The organism is Ottowia massiliensis, assembly GCF_900240305.1.
GTDB classification, from domain to species: domain Bacteria; phylum Pseudomonadota; class Gammaproteobacteria; order Burkholderiales; family Burkholderiaceae_C; genus Ottowia; species Ottowia massiliensis.
On sequence record NZ_LT964854.1, the window covers coordinates 2,281,580 to 2,298,316 of the forward strand.

A 16,737-nucleotide genomic window follows, 5' to 3' on the forward strand; every position below is an offset into this window, starting at 1 on the left:
TGCGCGAAAGCCCTTTTCTGGCGCCCTGAATTCGCTCCTCTTTTTAAAGCCATGCCCCCTGCCGCCACGCCCGCCCGCTTTGTGGAACACCGCAGCGAGCGGCTGCACTTGCTGGTACGCGGCGCCGACCATCCGCCGCTGGCGCTGGGCGCGCACCCGGCGGCGCGCCAGGTGCAGGCGGGCCTTTACGTCACCGTGCTGGCGCGCGGCGGTCTGCGGCTGCACTGCGGCGACTGCGTGAGCGAGCCGCGCGCGCTGGGCATGCAAGTGCTGGCCGTGCGCGAGCCGCTGCCTTGGAGCGCGCAAGCCAGCGCCTGCGCCATACGCGTGGTCGGCGTGAGCATGCTGCGCCCCGACTTGCGCGCGCGGCAACTGGAAAGCTGGTTTGACAGCCTGTTCGCCCGCCACGAGCCGCTGCGCCAGGTGCAAGTGGCCGCCGACGCGCGCAGCTTGCAATTGGCTGGCGACATCCTGGACAGCGACCCGCGCCAGCCGCTGCAACTGCTGCGGCTGGAAGCGGCCGCGCAAGCCATCTTCGTGCAAGGCATTGCGGCGCTCACCGGCACGCGCGCCCCCTCGCGCCGCGAACGCCTGCTGCGCCTGGCCGCAGCGCTGCAAGCCGACCTGGCCCGCGCCTGGACGCTGGCCGGCATGGCCGCCGAGGCCGGCATGAGCGCGCGCGCCCTGAGCGAAAGCTTCGGCCGCGAATTCGGCGCATCGCCCTTTGTCTGGCTGCGCCAGCAGCGCCTGCTGCAAGGGCGGCACCTGGTATTGGACGAGGGCCTGCCCGTGGCGCTGGCCGCCGAGCGGCTGGGCTTCAGCAGCGCAGCGCACTTTTGCACGGCCTTCAGGGCGCAATTCGGCGAAACGCCAGGCCGCCTGCGCCAGCGCCTGGCGCAGCAGGCAGGGCAGGGCGGGGCTTGAGAGCCTGTTCAGAGCCTGGCCGTGAGTGCGGCCAGTGCCCCGGTTTCACTTCAAGAACAAGAGCAAATGGAAGGCTCCGAAAATGCCTCTGCCGCACGGTTTGACGGGCTTGACTGCTCTCGAAACAGAAGCGAAATAAGCGATGGCTTGCGGCGTGCGGGCGGCTGGGAAAACCTGCCGCCAAATGAAAATGATTCGCCGTTTTCTGCAAGCGCCGGGCCGTGTGCGTGCGCAGACTTTTCCTTTGTTGCAGCTGGATTCAATGGAGGAGAAACACCATGCACGCACCTGCCATTCAGGGCCGGGTTTTGCTTTTGTCTTGCGCGGCGGCGCTGGCCTGGCCTGCTGCGTTTGCTGCAGATGCGGCAGCGCCAGCGGGCGGGGGCGCGTCTGACAGGCATGACACGCTGGATGCCGTCATCGTGCGCGAGCGCCCGGGCGGCGCTGAATACGACGACGGCCCCAATGGCCGCCTGCCCCGGCAGGCCGCCAGCGCCACCAAAACGCGCACGCCTTTGCTGGAGACGCCCCAGTCCGTTTCCGTGCTCACGCAGGCCGATTTGCAGGCCAGCGGCGCGGTCACGCTGGGGCAGGCGCTGGCCTACAGCCCGGGCCTGCACGCCATGCCTGGCGGCGGCAACGATTCCAGCCGCTATGACTTTTTCAGCTTGCGCGGGCAAACCTACAACGGCGCGCTGTTTCTGGATGGCATGCGCGCTTCGTTCGGCGTGGGCAATTTGAGCCTGCCGCAGTTCGATCCCTGGCTGCTGGAGCGCGTGGATGTGCTGCGCGGCCCTGGCTCCATGCTCTACGGGCAAAGCCTGCCGGGCGGGCTGGTCAATGCCTTGTCCAAACGCCCGCAGGCGAAGGCGCACCGGCAGGCCAGCGTGACGCTGGGCAACTGGCAGCGGCGCGAGCTGCGGCTGGATGCGGGCGGCGCGGCAGGAGACGGCAGCGGGCGCTTCACCTGGCGGCTGGCCGCGCTGGGGCGGGCGCAGAACAACCAGATCGATCACGTTTCATCGCGCCGCCTGGCGCTGGCGCCTTCGCTGCGCTGGCAAATCGGGCCGCAAACGGCGCTGACGCTGCTGGCCAGCTACCAGAGAGACCCGCGCGGCGGCTACTACGGCGGCCTGCCCGCGCAAGGCGTGCTGTCACCCTTGCCGGATGGCGGTTACGTGCCGCGCCGCTTTTTTGTGGGCGATCCGGCTTTCAGCCACTTCAGCCGCACGCAAACCACGCTGGGTTACGACTTCGAGCACGCGCTGGGCGCGGGCTGGACGCTGCGGCACGCGCTGCGCCGCATTGCCTCGCAAGCGGCCGTGCAGGGGCTGGCCGCTGCCGCCCTGGTTCCGCCTGACACGCTGGCGCGCACGGCTTTGCATGCCGGCTCGCGCACGCAGGCGCTGATGGCCGACACCGCCATCGAAGGCCAGGCGCGCACCGGCCCCGTGGCGCACCGCCTGCTGCTGGGGCTGGATCACATGCAAAGCCGCCTGACGCAGCAAATGGGCTTCAGCTTTGCGGGTGTGCCGCCCATTCGCATCCGCAACCCCGTGTACGGGCTGGCCGTGGCCGCGCCCGCATCGCCCGCCACGGCCCATTTATGGGCCGAAACGCTGGATCACGCCCGCCAGACGGGTTTTTATGTGCAAGACCAAATGCGCCACGGCCCTCTCGCCCTCATCCTGGGCGGGCGCTACGACACGGCCCGCACCCGCAGCCAGCGCGCCAGCCAGCTCATGGGGCGGGCCGCCAGCGCCGCCATCGGCCAGCAAGACGATGCCTTCACGGGGCGCGCCGCGCTTTCGTGGCACATCACGCCGCAGTGGGTGGCCTACGCCAGCCATGCCACATCTTTTTTGCCGCAGGCGGGGCTGATGGCCGACGGCCAGGGCTACCGCCCCTTGCGTGCGCGCCAGTGGGAAGCGGGGCTGAAATACGCCTCTGAAGACGGGCGGCTGCAACTGGCCGCCGCCGCTTTCAGCATCCAGCAGAAAAACGCCCTCACGCCCGATGCCGACCCCACGCACATGTGCATGAGCGCCACCGGCCCCGGCCCGTGCATGACGCAGTCGGGCCGGCAGCGCACGCGCGGGCTGGAGCTGGAAGGGCGCGCCGCGCTGGCGCAAGCCACGCACATCCATGCCAGCCTGACCTGGCTGGCGCCCCAAATCACCGCCAGCAACGGTGCTGATCTGGGCAAGCGCCCCGTCAATATGCCGCGCGCCACGGCTGCGCTGTGGGCCGAGCGCGCCTTCACGCCCCGGCTGCGGCTGGGCCTGGGCGTGCGCCACACCGGCAGCGCCTGGGCCGACGCGGCCAACACCTTGCGCGTGCCCGGCCACACCCTGCTGGACGCCGCCGCGCACTACGCCATCAGCCCGCACCTGACGCTTTCCGTGCGCGCCGCCAACCTGGCCAACCGCCGCTTTGCCGCCTGCTCCAGCGCCAGCTACTGCAACTGGGGCCAGGCCCGCGCCATCAGCGCCGAACTCGACTATCAATGGTGAACCGCATGAACCCGAATCCGGATGCCAGCATGAACGCGCGCGCCCCCGAACAGCCCGGCTTTCCCGCGCCGGGCGTGGAAGGCTTTCAGGCCGACTTTTCCCTGTGGCCCGTGCTGCTGGCGCGCCTGCCCGGGCGCCAGCCGGGGCAGCCGGGGCTGGAGCGCGCCCGCCAGTGGCTGGACACGCTGGAAGCCGCCCTGCAACGCCAGCAGCCCTTTGCCGTGGTGTGCGACATGAACGCCTACATCAGCCACAAAGGCGAATCGCCCGAAGAAAAGAAAGCCGCCGCGCTCTGGATGAAACGCCACTTGGCGGCCTTTCACCAATATTGCCGGGGCAACGTTTACGTGATTGGCGACGAGGCCGCCCGCGCCGCCTTGCTGGCATCAGGCCGCCAGCAGGCCGGCGCCAGCCCCGTGCGCGTTGCCGCCGCCGCCACCTTGCCCGAAGCTGTGGCGCTGGCCCGCCAGATGCTGGCGTAAGGCCTGTGGGGGCATCGGGAAAGCTTGTTTTCAGCTCTCGAATCCATAGCGTGATGTCCTAGTGGAATGGGCGCTGGCGCCGTTTTGGCACCCTATGAATCAGCTCCTGTTTTTGATGGCCTGGCAGACGATCCAGAGGGTGACAGCTTCAAAGCGGACATGCTTCGCTGGCTTGCTTGGACATCCTTCAAAGAGCCTGCCAGGCAGCGGGCAAGGTTCGGCGGGGCCTTGGGTTCGCGCTTTGCCCGTTTTTCAATGAATGTGAAAAGGAAATGGGGAAATGGCGGAAATGGCGCGCCGCATCTTCCTGCAAGCCTTGCCGCACATGCCGCACAAGGCGGGCGGATTGGATGCCCTTAATGGCCATCGCCGCGCTTGAACCGGGATGCCCGCAAGCCAAAGCAGCCATCCAGCCCTGCGTTGGGCGGAAGCATCCGCCGTTCGCGCATTTCGCATTTGTTATTTGCGCCGCTCTTCCACGGCAATGCCGTGGTCGTGTAGCCAGGCGCGCACTTTTTTCTCTACTTCAGGGTCGCGCGGCCCCATGAAAAAGTAGTACTGAAATGTCTTGCCCAGCTGATCTTCTGCGCGCGGATCTACCCCTAACTTCAGCAAGCGAGGGATGTCGGCAAAACTGCCAATCATGGCCGCATGGTGCAGAAGCGTCCGATCGTCTTTTGCGCGCGCATGCACGTTAGCCCCAGCATCCAGCAGCAGTTGCATGTTGTCCTGGGTATCGGGACCCAGAGCGCCGAACAGCGGGGTTTCACCCAGCGCGTTCTTCACCTCGGTAGAAAAGCCACGCTTGAGCAGCACGGCCAGCCAGCGACTGTCATGCAAGATGGCGGCCAGGTGCATGGATGTGTCGCGCGCGTCACCCAGCCAAGTGGGGTCTGCTCCCAGCTCCAGCAGGCTGTCAAAGGCGCGGCGGTTGCCTTCCACCATGGCAACGTCCAGCGGCGTCATTTCTCTGGCATTGCGGCTGTTGAGGCTCGCACCTTCGGCCAGCAGCTGGCGCGCTTGCGTCAAATCACCTTTGGCTGCCGCCTGATATAGCGCTGCATCCTTTGGAGTCGCGAATTTTTCATTGCTCATATCTGAACCTTGCTGACCGCAGGCCGAGGCAGCCATAAAGGCCAGCGTGGACAGAAGCATCTGCCGTCTGCGCATCAACGTGATGTAGGGCGTAAAGGAAAAAAGCATGGCAGCGGCAAAAAAGAAGAGCGTCTGCGCAGGCTCCCAGACGCTTTTTTGAATCGAATCTCAGAACCCATCCTTAATCAGTGCCCGTGTAGCCGCCATCGGCAAAGATGGTCTTGGGGCACTCGAAGTGCATAAACAGCCTTACCAGCAAAGCCTTGGCATCCACCTGGTTCTAAATGCGAGCCGAGTGCACCACCATGGCCAGCAGCAGCCCCATCATGTTTACAGCTATGTGGCGCTTGTGCCCTTTGATTCTTTTGTCTGCGCCATATCCGAGCTGCCCCTTTTGAGACGGCCTTTCAGAGCCTGTCGCGCGAGACGATGAGGATGGTGCCGTCTTTTTGCTGCCGGATGAAGTTGCTTTCTTCCAGGCCCCGGATTACGCGACTGACCATCTCGCGCGAGGCGCCCACCATGCGGGCCAGGTCCTGGCGCGATATCTTTTCCTGCACGACCAGTTCGCCGTGCCCTTGGTCCACGGCGAAGTCCAGCAAGGCATGGGCCACGCGGCCATATACGTCCATCAGCGCCAGCGATCCGATCTGGCGGTCTGCCTGCCGCAGCCGCTGCACCAGCCCGTACATGATGGCGTAGGCGATGGATGAGCCATCTGGCAGGCACTGCATGAATGCGTCGCGGCTGAGCGTGAGCGTGTCGGTCTGTATGTCAGCCCGCACGGTGGCCGAGTGCGGGGCGTTGTCGATCATGCTCATTTCGCCAATGTGATCGCCCGGATGCAGGGAGGCCAGAATGACCTCGCGATTGCCACGGGTCATGATCACGCGGGCGCGGCCATTCAGCAAAATGAACAGCGTGTCCGTTCTTTGCCCCTGTTCGACGATGGTTTGCCCGCGTTTGAAACGGCGCTTGACCACCGCCTCTGCCACTTGCGCGGCCTGCTCGTCTGACAACGTCGAAAACAAAGGGACCCGGCGAACCAAATCCAGATTGGAGAGCATGGACATGACTTCAATTCCTTGATTTTTTTGATGAACCCCTCTGGCGGGCTGGCGAATGGCGGCCAGGCAACCTTTTGGAACCTGTTCAAAGTCTGTCCGTGGGCGCGAAAAGCGCGGGGCCGGGCGCTCTTGGGCTTCGCAAATCCTCGCCGGGATGTCACGCCCGCCTGCGCCTTGCAGCCCATTCCGAACCGCACTTGCCTCTTGCGACCGGATTTCGAACCAGTTCTTAAAATCCGCCTATTCCCGCAAATGTTTCGATTGACGGGTTTTTGCTACTATTTTTGCACATCCTTTTTGCACTCCGGTGCGTGAAACCACCTGCCGCCATCTCCATGAAAACCCGACACATCCGCCTTCTCATTCTTGGCTCCGGCCCTGCCGGCTATACCGCCGCCATCTATGCCGCCCGCGCCAATCTTCAGCCCGTGCTCATCACCGGCATGGCCCAGGGCGGGCAGCTCATGAACACCACTGAAGTGGACAACTGGCCCGCTGATGTGGCCGGCGTACAGGGGCCTGATTTGATGCAGCGCCTGCAAGCGCATGCCGAGCGCTTTCGCACCGAACTGGTGATGGACCACATCCACAAGGCCGATTTGTCTGCACGGCCCTTCACCCTGACGGGCGATAACGCGGTTTACACGTGCGACGCCCTCATCATCGCCACCGGCGCCACGGCCAAATACCTGGGCCTGCCTTCTGAAGAGGCCTACATGGGGCGCGGCGTGAGCGCCTGCGCCACTTGCGACGGCTTTTTCTATCGCGGCAAACCCGTCTGCGTGATTGGCGGCGGCAACACCGCAGTGGAAGAAGCGCTGTATCTCAGCAACATCGCCAGCAAGGTCTATCTGGTGCACCGCAGAGACAGCTTTCGCGCCGAACCCATCATGGTGGATCACCTTCATGAAAAAGTGCGCGAAGGAAAGATCGAGCTGAAGCTCAACGCCGCCCTGGACGAAGTGCTGGGCGACGCGATGGGCGTGACGGGCGTGCGCCTGAAAGACACGGCCAGCGGCCAGACGCAGGAGCTGGCCGTGCATGGCTGCTTCATCGCCATTGGCCACGCGCCCAACACCGGCATCTTCCAGGGGCAGCTCGAGCTGGAAAACGGCTACATCGTCACCCAGGGCGGACGCCATGGCTTTGCCACGCAAACCAGCGTGCCCGGCGTCTTCGCCGCAGGCGATGTGCAGGACTTCATCTATCGCCAGGCCATTACCAGCGCTGGCACGGGCTGCATGGCGGCGCTGGACGCCCAGCGCTTTCTGGAGCAGCAGGGCTGAGAGCTGCTGGCGAATGGCGTGGATGCGCCGCTATAATCCGCCGCTTTGCCAAATCAACCCAAGGCAAAAAAGAAGGGATACCGCCACCCTTTCCTGGCGAGGTCAAGCACGGGGCGAGTTGCAGCCAGCCAGCGGCTGGGAGTTGCGCGGCGTCCAGCCCCGGCTGTTATTAAAACGGAGCAATCCAATATGGCACGCAAGTGCGAAGTCACGGGCAAGAAGCCCATGGTTGGCAACAACGTTTCCCATGCCAACAACAAAACCAAGCGCCGGTTCCTGCCGAACCTGCAATACCGCCGTTTCTGGGTTGAAAGCGAAAACCGCTGGGTGCGCCTTCGCGTCACCAGCGCTGCGCTGCGCCTGATTGACAAAAAAGGCATTGACGCCGTGCTCGCTGACATGCGCGCTCGCGGCCAGGCCTGATCCCGTTTTCTGAACAAACAAAGGAAATATCATGGCTTCCAAAGGCGGACGCGAAAAAATCAAGCTGGAATCCACGGCTGGCACCGGCCACTTCTACACCACCAGCAAGAACAAGAAAACCATGCCGGAGAAAATGTCGATCACCAAGTTCGACCCCAAGGCACGCAAGCATGTGGAATACAAGGAAGTGAAGCTTAAATAAGCGTGTTTCTTCACTGGGAAGGAGGTGTGGCAGAGTGGTCGATTGCACCGGTCTTGAAAACCGGCAACGGGCAACCGTTCGTGAGTTCGAATCTCACCGCCTCCGCCAGCCCAATAAAAAAGCAGCCTTCATGGCTGCTTTTTTATTGGGCTGCTTTTGCCTGGCGCCTTTGAAATTCAGGCGGGCAGGCAAATGGCAAGCGGCGCTTGTCCAATTGAGTTGCCCGCCATAAACCAGCCCAGCCCGCCACCCGCACCGGGGCTGGATGGCAAGCTTTCGGGTTTTTCATTGGACGGCCCAAGAAAAAAGCCAACCAGAAATGGTTGGCTTTTTGATATGTGGTGGAGAGGAGGAGGATCGAACTCCCGACCTCCGCATTGCGAACGCGGCGCTCTCCCAGCTGAGCTACCCCCCCATGCATTGCAGGGCGCGATTATATGCGCATTGATGCGTTCGCGCAATAAGGGAAGCCGAGCTATGCAAGGAGAGCATTGGCGTGCAAAATACAGCTCAGGAGGCTGTTGTTGACACTATGAAACCTGAAACACAAAGCAATGCATCCGCCCACGAGTGGATTGAAAACGTGACCTTTGACGAACTGCGCGTCGGCCAATCGGCCCAGATGACGCGGCAAGTGTCAGGGCAGGATATTTTGGCTTTCGCCGCCGTATCGGGCGACGTGAATCCGGCGCATTTGGATGTCGCGTATGCCCGTGACACCCTTTTCCATGGCGTGATTGCGCATGGCATGCTGGGCGGGGCGCTTATTTCGGCTGTGCTGGGCACCCAATTGCCTGGGCCTGGAACGATTTACCTGGAGCAAAGCTTGCAATTCATGCGCCCGGTTCACATCGGTGACGAGCTGACGGCCAGCGTCACGGTGGCTTCTTTGGAGGCAGCCAAAAAGCGCGTTACTCTTGATTGCGAGGTAACCAATCAGAAAGGTGAGCGCGTGATCAGTGGCAAAGCGTATGTCATGGCTCCTGTCGCCAAAGTTCGCCAGCCGCGCCCCTCGCTGGTTTTGCCGCATATAGAACCGCCCGCCGCGTTCACTGTGGCCTGAAAGATAGATCACTAAGCAGAATTACAGCCGCCTTTCCTTCCGTGAGCTGAATGGCATTCAATGCCATGCTTTATGGAAGGAAGGGCGGCTGTTTTGTTTTCTGAAGCTCATGCAAAATCAGGCGGCTTTTTTAAACAGCTAATCTGGCCAGCTTTTCTTTCAGAAAGTCGATGAACGCCTGCGCCCTGGCGGGCAGCAGTTTGTTGGCGGTGAATCCATAAACCGGCACGGCGCGTGTCTGCCAGCCTGGCAGCAGCGCTTGCAGACGGCCTTGCGCCGTATATGGAACGGCCAGCGCGTCAGGCAGCGCTGCGATGCTAAAACCGTGCAGCGCCAGGCGCAGGTTCAATCCCAGGCTGTTGGAAGCAATGCGGCCATTCACGCGGATGCTGCGTGATTGCGGGCTGGGCGTGTTGCCGTCAATCGTTCGCCATTGGCCGAATCGCCGTCTGCCTGGGCGGCCATTTCATGCGCGTGGCGCAACTCCCTCACATCATCAAAACCTGGTGGAAAGCGAAGGCACTGGTGCCGGGCCAGATCGGCAGGCTCCAGCGGCTCGCCGTGCCGCGCCACATAGGCAGGCGCGGCATACAGCCCGCCTGAAAACATGGCCAGCAGGCGCTCTACACCGGCCCTGAATCCGGCTGCTTGCCTGCGCGAATGGCCACGTCAAACCTCTCGCTGATCAGATTGACCTTGCGCGGCGTCACATCAAAAGAGAGCTGAATGAGCGGAAACCGTTCGCAGAACTCCCCAAGATACGGGGCAATGAATTCATGCGCGAAGTCCACAGGCACGGAAAGGCGCAGCAGCCCTTGCGGCTCGCGCAGCAGATGGCCCAGCTGCTCATGCAACAGCCCAGCTTCGCTCACAAGCGCGTCGGCCCGGTTGAAATACAGGCGGCCCGCCTCCCTCAGCTCCACCTTGCGCGTGCTGCGCTTGAGCAGCGGCAAGCCCATGCGCTGCTCCAGCCGGCTGATGCGCGCCGACAGCGTGGACTTGGGCATCTCCAGCGACTGCGCCGCCTGCGTGAAGCTGCCAGCCCGCGCCACGGCCACAAAAAGCGCCATGTCATCCAATATCAGCATGATTGTTCCGTTGAATGAACAGTATTTTCCATTTTATTGCGCATTATTTCTGCGAAAGGGAAATATGCTGTCAGTCCCTTCATATATTCGCATAAAGGGTTCTGGAATGAACGCATTCGGCGCCCGGAATGCCGTTTTGCTGCTGATGGGTTACCGGGCCGGCGCCATGAGCTGGACAGGCTCCATTTGGCGAAATGAGGAAAATGCGCTGATGTCAATCAGCTAATTGCGGAGTTGAATTCTCCAAACCATTTTCAGGAGAAAACGCATGAAACTGCTTGAATCATTCCGGATGGGGTCATTGATGCTGAAAAACCGCATGGTCATGGCCGCCATGACGCGCAGCCGCGCTGATATTCACGGCGTGGTCGGCACCATGACGGCGGAGTATTATGCCCAGCGCGCCAGCGCGGGCCTGATTTTGTCGGAAGCCATCAATATTTCCGCCGACGCATTGGGCAGCCCGCTCACGCCTGGCCTGTTTGAAGAAAAACAGGTCGCCGCCTGGCGCAAAGTCACGCAGGCCGTGCATGAAAAAGGCGGAATCATTTTCGCCCAGCTCTGGCACACTGGCCGCGTGGGCCATTCCGTGGATCGCGGCGGCCAATTGCCCGTGGCGCCTTCGGCCATCAAAATCGAAGGCGCGCAGCATTTCACCTCGCAAGGCATGAAGGATTATGAAACGCCGCGTGAACTGGCGCTGCCGGAAATTCGCCAGATCATTGCCAACTACGCCCAGGCGGCCCAAAATGCCGTGGCCGCCGGATTTGACGGCGTGGAGCTGCATGCCGCCAATGGCTATTTGCCGCAGCAGTTCTTGTCTGATTCCGCCAACCACCGCGCGGATGAGAATATGGCGGCAGCATCGCCAGCGCGTTTCACGCTGGAAGTCATGCGCACGCTGATTGCCCCCGTGGGCGGCGGCAAAGTCGGCATCAAAATCAGCCCGTTGCACCCTTACGCGGGCATTGCGTTCGATGATCCCTTGGCAACTTACACTTATTTGATCAACGAGCTGAACCAGCTTGATTTTGCTTTTGTGGAATTGATGAAACGAAGCCCCATGTTCCCGCTGCTGCCGCATTATCCGCAAAGCGATGAGATCGAGATATTCGGCAAACTTGTTTCGCATACACTTGTGGCAGGCACGGCTTATACCCGCGAAAGCGGCGAAGCCGAGCTGCAAAAAGGCATTGTCAGCTTGATCGCCTATGGTTCGCTTTTCCTGGCCAATCCCGATCTGCCGCGCCGTTTTGAGCAAAACGCCGCGCTCAATGCCCCGGACCGCCCCACCCTGTTTGGCGGCGGCGAGTATGGCTATATTGACTATCCATTTCTTCCCGCCTGATCCGCCGGGCGTCAAAAACAAAACCGCCAGTGATACGCAGGCGGTTTTTCATGCGCTTCAGATTTTCAGGAACGGGGTTTTGAAAATGCGACGCCTGCACTGAATTTATCGCCCGGAAAAGGCTATGCCAGCGCAATGTGCTTGATGGCGGGCGGAAACGCAGGCATTCCGGCGGGCGCGCAGGCCCAGGCGCTTGCAGGAAGACCCCGGGGTGGGGTTGGCATAATAAAAAAGGAGCAAATTCAAGGCCGTGAAAACGGGCGACTGCGCACGTTCCACTATGAATAGAGGAGCTAAATAGGAGCCTTCAGCCTGCTTCGCCCACTGGCTGCGTTTTGCGCCATCCCGATTCGCCCTGCGCGTTCTTCAGGTTCTGGGCAAAGGGCGCGCCGGAGGCGGTATATTCGCTATTGGAAAATGAATAGGTGGCGGGAGAGTTCATGCGCGAAAACGGCGGGCACGGCCAGGAAAATTTGATGCGGCATGGATGGGTGGAAAGCCGGATTGGAATGAGCGCAGGCCGTTTCGCCCGAGGCGAAAATAGCATTTGCAAGCCGCCTTTGTGATTTGAAGCCATGATTTGACGGCGCTGCGCGCATAGCCTTTATCTGCCATTCACGTTGATAATGAATGACGATGCCAGCGCGCGAGATTTTGATGCTGAAAACCGGAATTTATCCATGACATTGCCTGCCCTGGCTCTGCAAGACGTGCGCAAGCGCTTTGGCGCCAGCGAAATCATTGGCGGCGTGAGCCTGGCGGTGCAGCCGGGCGAGCGCGTGGCGGTGATTGGGCCTAATGGCGCAGGCAAGTCCACGCTGTTTGATCTGATCAGCGGGCGCACGCGCCCTGATGGCGGGCAAATCTGGCTGCACGGGGCGCGCGTGGATGGCAAACGGCCTTTTGAAATCAACCGCATGGGCCTGTCGCGCAGTTTTCAGGTCTCGCGCGTGTTTGGCGGCCTGAGCGTGCAGGACAACCTGCGTTGCGCCGCACTGTGGGCGCTGGGCTACCGCTACAGCCTGCTGCGCTGGCTGGGCCGCTTGCGCGATGTGAACCAGCGCGCCGATGAGCTGCTGGAGCGCACGCGCCTGGCGCACCGCCGCCACGCGCTGGCGGCGCACCTGGCGTATGCGGAGCAGCGGGCGCTGGAAATCGGCATCACGCTGGCCGGCGGCGCGCGCGTGGTGTTGCTGGACGAGCCGACAGCAGGCATGAACGCGGATGAGACGGCGCATTTCATCGGCCTCATCCGCGAGCTGACGGCCGGGCGCACGCTGCTGATGGTGGAGCACGACATGGGCGTGGTTTTCAGCCTGGCAGACCGCATCGCCGTGCTGGCGCAAGGGCGCTTGCTGGCGTTTGACACGCCCGAGGCCGTGCGCGCCGATGCGCGCGTGAAAGCGGTTTACCTGGGCAGCGAAGCGGATGGGCCGGATGCACCGGATTCGCTTCAGGCCGCCGCCCATGCGGGAGGGCGGGCATGACGCTGCTTGTGCGCGACTTGCGCGCCTGCTACGGCAAAAGCGAAGTGCTGCACGGCGTGCGGCTGGAAGTGGCGCCGGGCGAAATCGTGGCGCTGCTGGGGCGCAATGGCGCGGGGCGCTCCACTTGCGCCAAGGCCATCATGGGGCTGCTGCCCGCCAGCGGAAGCGTGAGCTGGCGCGGCCAGCCGCTGCTGGGGCGGCCTGCGCATGAAATCGCCCGCCTGGGGCTGGGTTATGTGCCCGAAAGCCGCGATGTCTTTCCGCGCCTGACCGTGCGCCAGAACCTGCTGCTGGGCGAAAAACAGGGTGCGAAACAAGGCGCGAATCAGGGGGCGACCGGGCGCGCGCCCTGGCGCATGCAAGACATGTTCGAGCTGTTCGCGCCGCTCAAGGCACGCGAGCGCACCGAAGCGGGCGTGCTCTCCGGCGGCGAGCAGCAAATGCTCACGCTCTGCCGCACGCTCATGGGCAACCCCGATTTGCTGCTGGTGGATGAACCCACGGAAGGGCTGTCGCCCCTGATGGCCCAGCAGGTGGGCCGCTGCCTGCAAATGCTGCAAGCGCGGGGCCTGGGCATCTTGCTCATCGAGCAAAAGCTCTCCATCGCGCTGCGCATTGCCACCCGTGCGCTGGTGATGGGGCAGGGCCGCATCGTCTTTGAAGGCACGCCGCAGGCGCTGCGCGCCGATGAAAAAACCTGGCGCGAGTGGCTTCAGATATGACGGGCGGCGCGCTCGGGCAGCTGCTTGGGCGCTTGCTGGATTCGATGGCGCGCTTTTCAGCTTTCACCGGGCTGCCTGCGCTTGTAAAAGCGCAAGGCGAGACGCGCCTGCCGCACGCGAACGCCTGCTTCATGCGGCTGTTTGTTTCGCATTCCGCAAGCATCAGCTTGGCGCGGCTATGGCATGGGCCAATGTAACTAGGCGATACTTAACGATACGTCATGTTCGTATCAACGCATTGGCACCAACTCACTCTGGGGAAACACCGCATGGCTGCGCTGCTGAAATTCGTGATGGCCACGGCCTGCGCCGTGGCGTGGGGCGCTGTTCCGCTGGCCGCCTGCGCGCAAGAGGCGCTGGAGGTGGTCCAGATCGTGCCGCTCAGCGGCCCCCTGGCGCAGGCGGGCCGCGAAATCAACGCCATGACCCGCGCCACGCTGGACGACTACAACCGGAACGCCAAGGGCGGCGTGCGCATCGAGCTGAAATCGCTGGATGACGGCTACAGCGCCGTCAAGGCCACGCAAGCCGCCTCGTCCGCAGTGTCCAGCGCGCAAGCTTTTTTGTCGTGCTTTGGCTCCCCCAGCTGCCTGGCGCAGCAGCAAATCTGCGCCAAGGCCAAAGTGCCCCTGCTTGGCCCCGTGGCCGGTTCGTCCGCCCTGCGCGGCAAACAGGCCTGGTACACCTACGCCGTGCGCGCCCCGGCCAGCAGCGAGCTGTTGCGGCTGCTGGGCTTCATCAACGCCACCGGCCTCAAAAGCGTGGGCGTGTTCATTCAGGAAGACGGTTTTGGCATCGACTACGCCAGCGAGCTGGACAAGCTGCGCGACCGCTTTCCGGACCTGCGCTTCGTGCCCCGCCGCTTCAACGCCAGCTTGCCGGACTACCGCCGCGCCGCCGAGGAGCTGATGGCCTCCCGCCCTGACGCGCTGCTGCTGCTGGCCGACAGCCAGCAATCGGCCGCCTTGCTGGATGCCTGGCGCGCCAAGGCCGCCCTGCCGCTGGTGCTGAACCTGGCCGCGCAGGCCGACGCCCAGTACGCCGACCGCGTAAAAGGCCACATGGGCATGGCCGCCTTCGTCACCGTCACCCCCAGCCCGTGGGGCAGCCGCCTGCCCGCCCAGCAGGACTACCAGCGCATCGCCAAGGCGGCGGGCCTCAAGCCCTCTTACCTCAGCTTTGAAAGCTACCTGAACGCCCGCCTGCTGATTGAAGCCGTGAAAAACGGGCAGGTGAAAAACAAGACCGACCTCTCGCGCTGGCTGGATGCTGCCGCCAACATTGACCTGGGCACCGGCTACGGCCTGAACTACAAGGGCGAGCGCCAGGGCGCCAGCCACACCGATCTGGCCGTGCTGACGCCGGAAGGCAAATTCCGGCATTGACGCCAGCGGGCGGATTCGCGCCCGCCCAAGGCCTGCCGGGCTGGAAAAGCGCGGCAAGCAGGCCGCTGAAGCGCTGAAAACCTGTTCAGAAAGCCTGAGTGGAAAAGAGCCTGCGCCTTGGCAATGTCCGTCAGAAAATACCCAAAACAGGAGCAAATTCAAGGGGTCTTGAATGCCTTTCTGCGCAGTTTCTTCTAGGACCTCATGCTATGGATAGAGGAGCTAAATCAGGCCAGGCTTTGCGTGAGCCTGGCCCTGCGCATGGACTGTTTTTCTGCCCATTTCCCCGCCCATCGCTCCCCGCCAGCGCTCGCGGGCAGGCTGGCCAGAGCGGCGGCTTCGCCCGCCTTGCCACAATCGCCGCATGGCACAGCAAGAAACCCGCACTTTTCGCAAACACTGGCTCTACACCGCCACGGCTCCCGGCGGGCGGCGCGCGCAGGGCGTGGTGCAGGCCAGCGACGCGCGGCAGGCGCTGGAAGTGATCGGGCGCGAATTTCCGCAGCTGGGCAACGTGCGCATCCTGAACATGGCCAGCGACTTGCTGCCGCTGGAAGAAGCGGCGCGGCAGCGCTTTGGCGTGCCGCCCGATGAAGTCACGCCGCAGCAATGGGCAGACCTGGCGGCCAGCCTGGTGGCGGAGATGGAGCAGCAAGGTTTGAGCCTCGCCCAGGGCTTGCGCCAGACGGCGGCGCGGCATCGCCCCCTGCTGCTGGGGCTGGGCGTGGCGCTGGCGCTGGCGCTGTACCGCCAGTGGCCCTGGTGGGTGGCGCTGCTGGCGGCGCTGGGCATGGCGGCGCCGTTTGCCGCCTGCGCGCTGGCGTGGCGTCATGTCTTGCAGCACCGGCAGGGGCTGTGCGCCGCGCTGGCGGGCGACGCGGTGGGCTTGCGGGAGAGCCTTCAGGCGCTCACGGATGCGGCGCTGAGCCGGCCGTGGGCGCCCGGCCTGCGTGAAATGGCCTGGGAGCTGGCTTTTTACAGCGCTTGCATGACCGCGCGCTATCAGGGCGTGGCCGCTGCGCGCGCCGAGCTGCTGGCGCACCCTTGCCGCCCGGAGGCTGGGGCCGGCGGGGCCGATGCGGCCAGCCGTCAGCCGCTGGGCATTTTTGAATACCTGCTGCCCGCGCGCGCGGGTGATTTCGCCACGGCCGCCGCCGTGCTGGAGGGCATGCTGGCTGCCGCGCCGGACCGGCCCGAATGGCTGATGGACCTGGCCATCACGCGCGAGCGCCTGGGGCAGTTTGACGAAGCCCGGCGGCTGCTGGCGCGGGTGAATACGCAAGAGCTGCCCCCTTTCATCGCCATGTACGAGCAGGGCATACGCGGCCTGCTGGCGCTCGATGACGCGCGGCATGCCGACTTCGGCCAGGCCGTGGCGCTGCTGACCGCCGCCTGCCGCACCGCGCTGGAGTGGACGCAGCGCAACCCCGTGTTCTGGTGGTCTGCCATTTCTTTTGCCTGCGAGCTGTCGCTGGCGCTGGCGCGCAATGGCCAGCCGCAGGCCGCGCGCCGGGCGCTGACCACCGTGCGGCGGCTGGCGCCGCAGTGCGTGGATGCGCGCCGGCTGGAAATCATCCGCGCTGAAGTGGAGCCAGCCTTGCCGCCTGCACCTGCCGCCGGAGCCGCCGCATGAGCGCCGCCGTCCAGGCTGG

The 16,737-nt window shown here is 63.7% G+C and carries 18 protein-coding genes and 2 tRNA genes; 13 read left to right on the forward strand and 7 right to left on the reverse strand.

Annotated elements, in window-relative coordinates; translation table 11 throughout:
• The first annotated feature begins 51 nt into the window (after positions 1 to 51).
• From C1720_RS10195 to C1720_RS10205, 3 genes are all read left to right on the forward strand, one after another.
• Positions 52 to 924: a helix-turn-helix transcriptional regulator gene (locus C1720_RS10195; protein ID WP_102284123.1), complete on the forward strand. Its 873-nt coding sequence runs from the start codon at positions 52 to 54 to the stop codon at positions 922 to 924.
• Positions 925 to 1,202: 278 nt separating this feature from the next.
• Entirely contained in the window at positions 1,203 to 3,437 is a 2,235-nt protein-coding gene (locus C1720_RS10200) for a TonB-dependent siderophore receptor (protein ID WP_102284124.1), read from the forward strand.
• A 5-nt stretch (positions 3,438 to 3,442) separates the two neighbouring features.
• Complete coding sequence (locus tag C1720_RS10205) at positions 3,443 to 3,919, forward strand: hypothetical protein (RefSeq protein ID WP_146006980.1); 477 nt, start codon at positions 3,443 to 3,445, stop codon at positions 3,917 to 3,919.
• A 459-nt stretch (positions 3,920 to 4,378) separates the two neighbouring features.
• Here the strand turns inward: C1720_RS10205 and C1720_RS10210 are convergent, their stop codons facing one another.
• The gene (locus C1720_RS10210; RefSeq protein WP_102284126.1) at positions 4,379 to 5,122 is read right to left on the reverse strand and encodes an ankyrin repeat domain-containing protein; all 744 of its coding nucleotides are present in this window, start codon (positions 5,120 to 5,122) and stop codon (positions 4,379 to 4,381) included.
• A 299-nt stretch (positions 5,123 to 5,421) separates the two neighbouring features.
• Positions 5,422 to 6,087: a Crp/Fnr family transcriptional regulator gene (locus tag C1720_RS10215; protein WP_050714452.1), complete on the reverse strand. Its 666-nt coding sequence runs from the start codon at positions 6,085 to 6,087 to the stop codon at positions 5,422 to 5,424.
• A 329-nt stretch (positions 6,088 to 6,416) separates the two neighbouring features.
• Here C1720_RS10215 and trxB point away from each other — a divergent pair, with 329 nt between their 5' ends.
• The 4 genes from trxB to C1720_RS10235 all read left to right on the forward strand — a co-directional run bounded on the left by trxB (position 6,417) and on the right by C1720_RS10235 (position 8,100).
• On the forward strand, positions 6,417 to 7,367 hold the full coding sequence (gene trxB / locus C1720_RS10220) for a thioredoxin-disulfide reductase (RefSeq protein WP_102284624.1): 951 nt from the start codon (positions 6,417 to 6,419) through the stop codon (positions 7,365 to 7,367).
• A gap of 189 nt (positions 7,368 to 7,556) precedes the next feature.
• Entirely contained in the window at positions 7,557 to 7,790 is a 234-nt protein-coding gene (gene rpmB / locus C1720_RS10225; RefSeq protein WP_050714451.1) for a 50S ribosomal protein L28, read from the forward strand.
• Between the two features lie 31 nt (positions 7,791 to 7,821).
• Positions 7,822 to 7,992, forward strand: a complete 171-nt coding sequence (gene rpmG, locus C1720_RS10230; protein ID WP_050714450.1) for a 50S ribosomal protein L33 — start codon at positions 7,822 to 7,824, stop codon at positions 7,990 to 7,992.
• Between the two features lie 20 nt (positions 7,993 to 8,012).
• A tRNA-Ser gene (locus C1720_RS10235) sits at positions 8,013 to 8,100 on the forward strand.
• A 231-nt stretch (positions 8,101 to 8,331) separates the two neighbouring features.
• Here the strand turns inward: C1720_RS10235 and C1720_RS10240 are convergent.
• Positions 8,332 to 8,407 (reverse strand) — tRNA-Ala (locus tag C1720_RS10240).
• 81 nt (positions 8,408 to 8,488) lie between these two features.
• Here C1720_RS10240 and C1720_RS10245 point away from each other — a divergent pair.
• Entirely contained in the window at positions 8,489 to 9,055 is a 567-nt protein-coding gene (locus C1720_RS10245; RefSeq protein WP_233199924.1) for a MaoC/PaaZ C-terminal domain-containing protein, read from the forward strand.
• A 130-nt stretch (positions 9,056 to 9,185) separates the two neighbouring features.
• On the opposite strand, the gene C1720_RS14315 is transcribed toward C1720_RS10245, so the two are convergent.
• Genes C1720_RS14315 through C1720_RS14325 form a run of 3 tightly spaced genes read right to left on the reverse strand, consistent with a single transcriptional unit; the run spans position 9,186 to position 10,143 of the window.
• Positions 9,186 to 9,437: a LysR substrate-binding domain-containing protein gene (locus C1720_RS14315; protein ID WP_233199926.1), complete on the reverse strand. Its 252-nt coding sequence runs from the start codon at positions 9,435 to 9,437 to the stop codon at positions 9,186 to 9,188.
• Positions 9,434 to 9,664 carry a hypothetical protein gene (locus tag C1720_RS14320; protein WP_233199928.1) on the reverse strand — a complete coding sequence of 77 codons (231 nt, stop codon included), beginning with the start codon at positions 9,662 to 9,664 and terminating at the stop codon, positions 9,434 to 9,436. The genes C1720_RS14315 and C1720_RS14320 overlap by 4 nt, the downstream gene beginning before the upstream one ends.
• Before the next feature lie 14 nt (positions 9,665 to 9,678).
• The gene (locus C1720_RS14325; RefSeq protein WP_233199929.1) at positions 9,679 to 10,143 is read right to left on the reverse strand and encodes a LysR family transcriptional regulator; all 465 of its coding nucleotides are present in this window, start codon (positions 10,141 to 10,143) and stop codon (positions 9,679 to 9,681) included.
• A gap of 334 nt (positions 10,144 to 10,477) precedes the next feature.
• On the opposite strand from C1720_RS14325, the gene C1720_RS10255 reads away from it, so the two are divergent.
• Positions 10,478 to 11,491 (forward strand): alkene reductase, encoded by a 1,014-nt coding sequence (locus tag C1720_RS10255; RefSeq protein WP_233200044.1) that lies wholly within the window; start codon positions 10,478 to 10,480, stop codon positions 11,489 to 11,491.
• 307 nt (positions 11,492 to 11,798) lie between these two features.
• Here C1720_RS10255 and C1720_RS14455 read toward each other — a convergent pair whose 3' ends face one another.
• A complete protein-coding gene (locus C1720_RS14455; protein WP_255397822.1) occupies positions 11,799 to 11,933 on the reverse strand; it encodes a hypothetical protein in 135 nt (44 codons plus the stop codon).
• A 238-nt stretch (positions 11,934 to 12,171) separates the two neighbouring features.
• On the opposite strand from C1720_RS14455, the gene C1720_RS10260 reads away from it, so the two are divergent.
• From C1720_RS10260 to C1720_RS10280, 4 genes are all read left to right on the forward strand, one after another.
• On the forward strand, positions 12,172 to 12,978 hold the full coding sequence (locus tag C1720_RS10260) for an ABC transporter ATP-binding protein (RefSeq protein WP_102284625.1): 807 nt from the start codon (positions 12,172 to 12,174) through the stop codon (positions 12,976 to 12,978).
• Complete coding sequence (locus C1720_RS10265) at positions 12,975 to 13,700, forward strand: ABC transporter ATP-binding protein (RefSeq protein ID WP_102284129.1); 726 nt, start codon at positions 12,975 to 12,977, stop codon at positions 13,698 to 13,700. The genes C1720_RS10260 and C1720_RS10265 overlap by 4 nt, the downstream gene beginning before the upstream one ends.
• A gap of 269 nt (positions 13,701 to 13,969) precedes the next feature.
• Positions 13,970 to 15,085, forward strand: a complete 1,116-nt coding sequence (locus C1720_RS10275) for an ABC transporter substrate-binding protein (RefSeq protein WP_158241705.1) — start codon at positions 13,970 to 13,972, stop codon at positions 15,083 to 15,085.
• Between the two features lie 364 nt (positions 15,086 to 15,449).
• Positions 15,450 to 16,718 carry a tetratricopeptide repeat protein gene (locus tag C1720_RS10280; RefSeq protein ID WP_102284132.1) on the forward strand — a complete coding sequence of 423 codons (1,269 nt, stop codon included), beginning with the start codon at positions 15,450 to 15,452 and terminating at the stop codon, positions 16,716 to 16,718.
• The last annotated feature ends 19 nt before the right edge of the window (positions 16,719 to 16,737 follow it).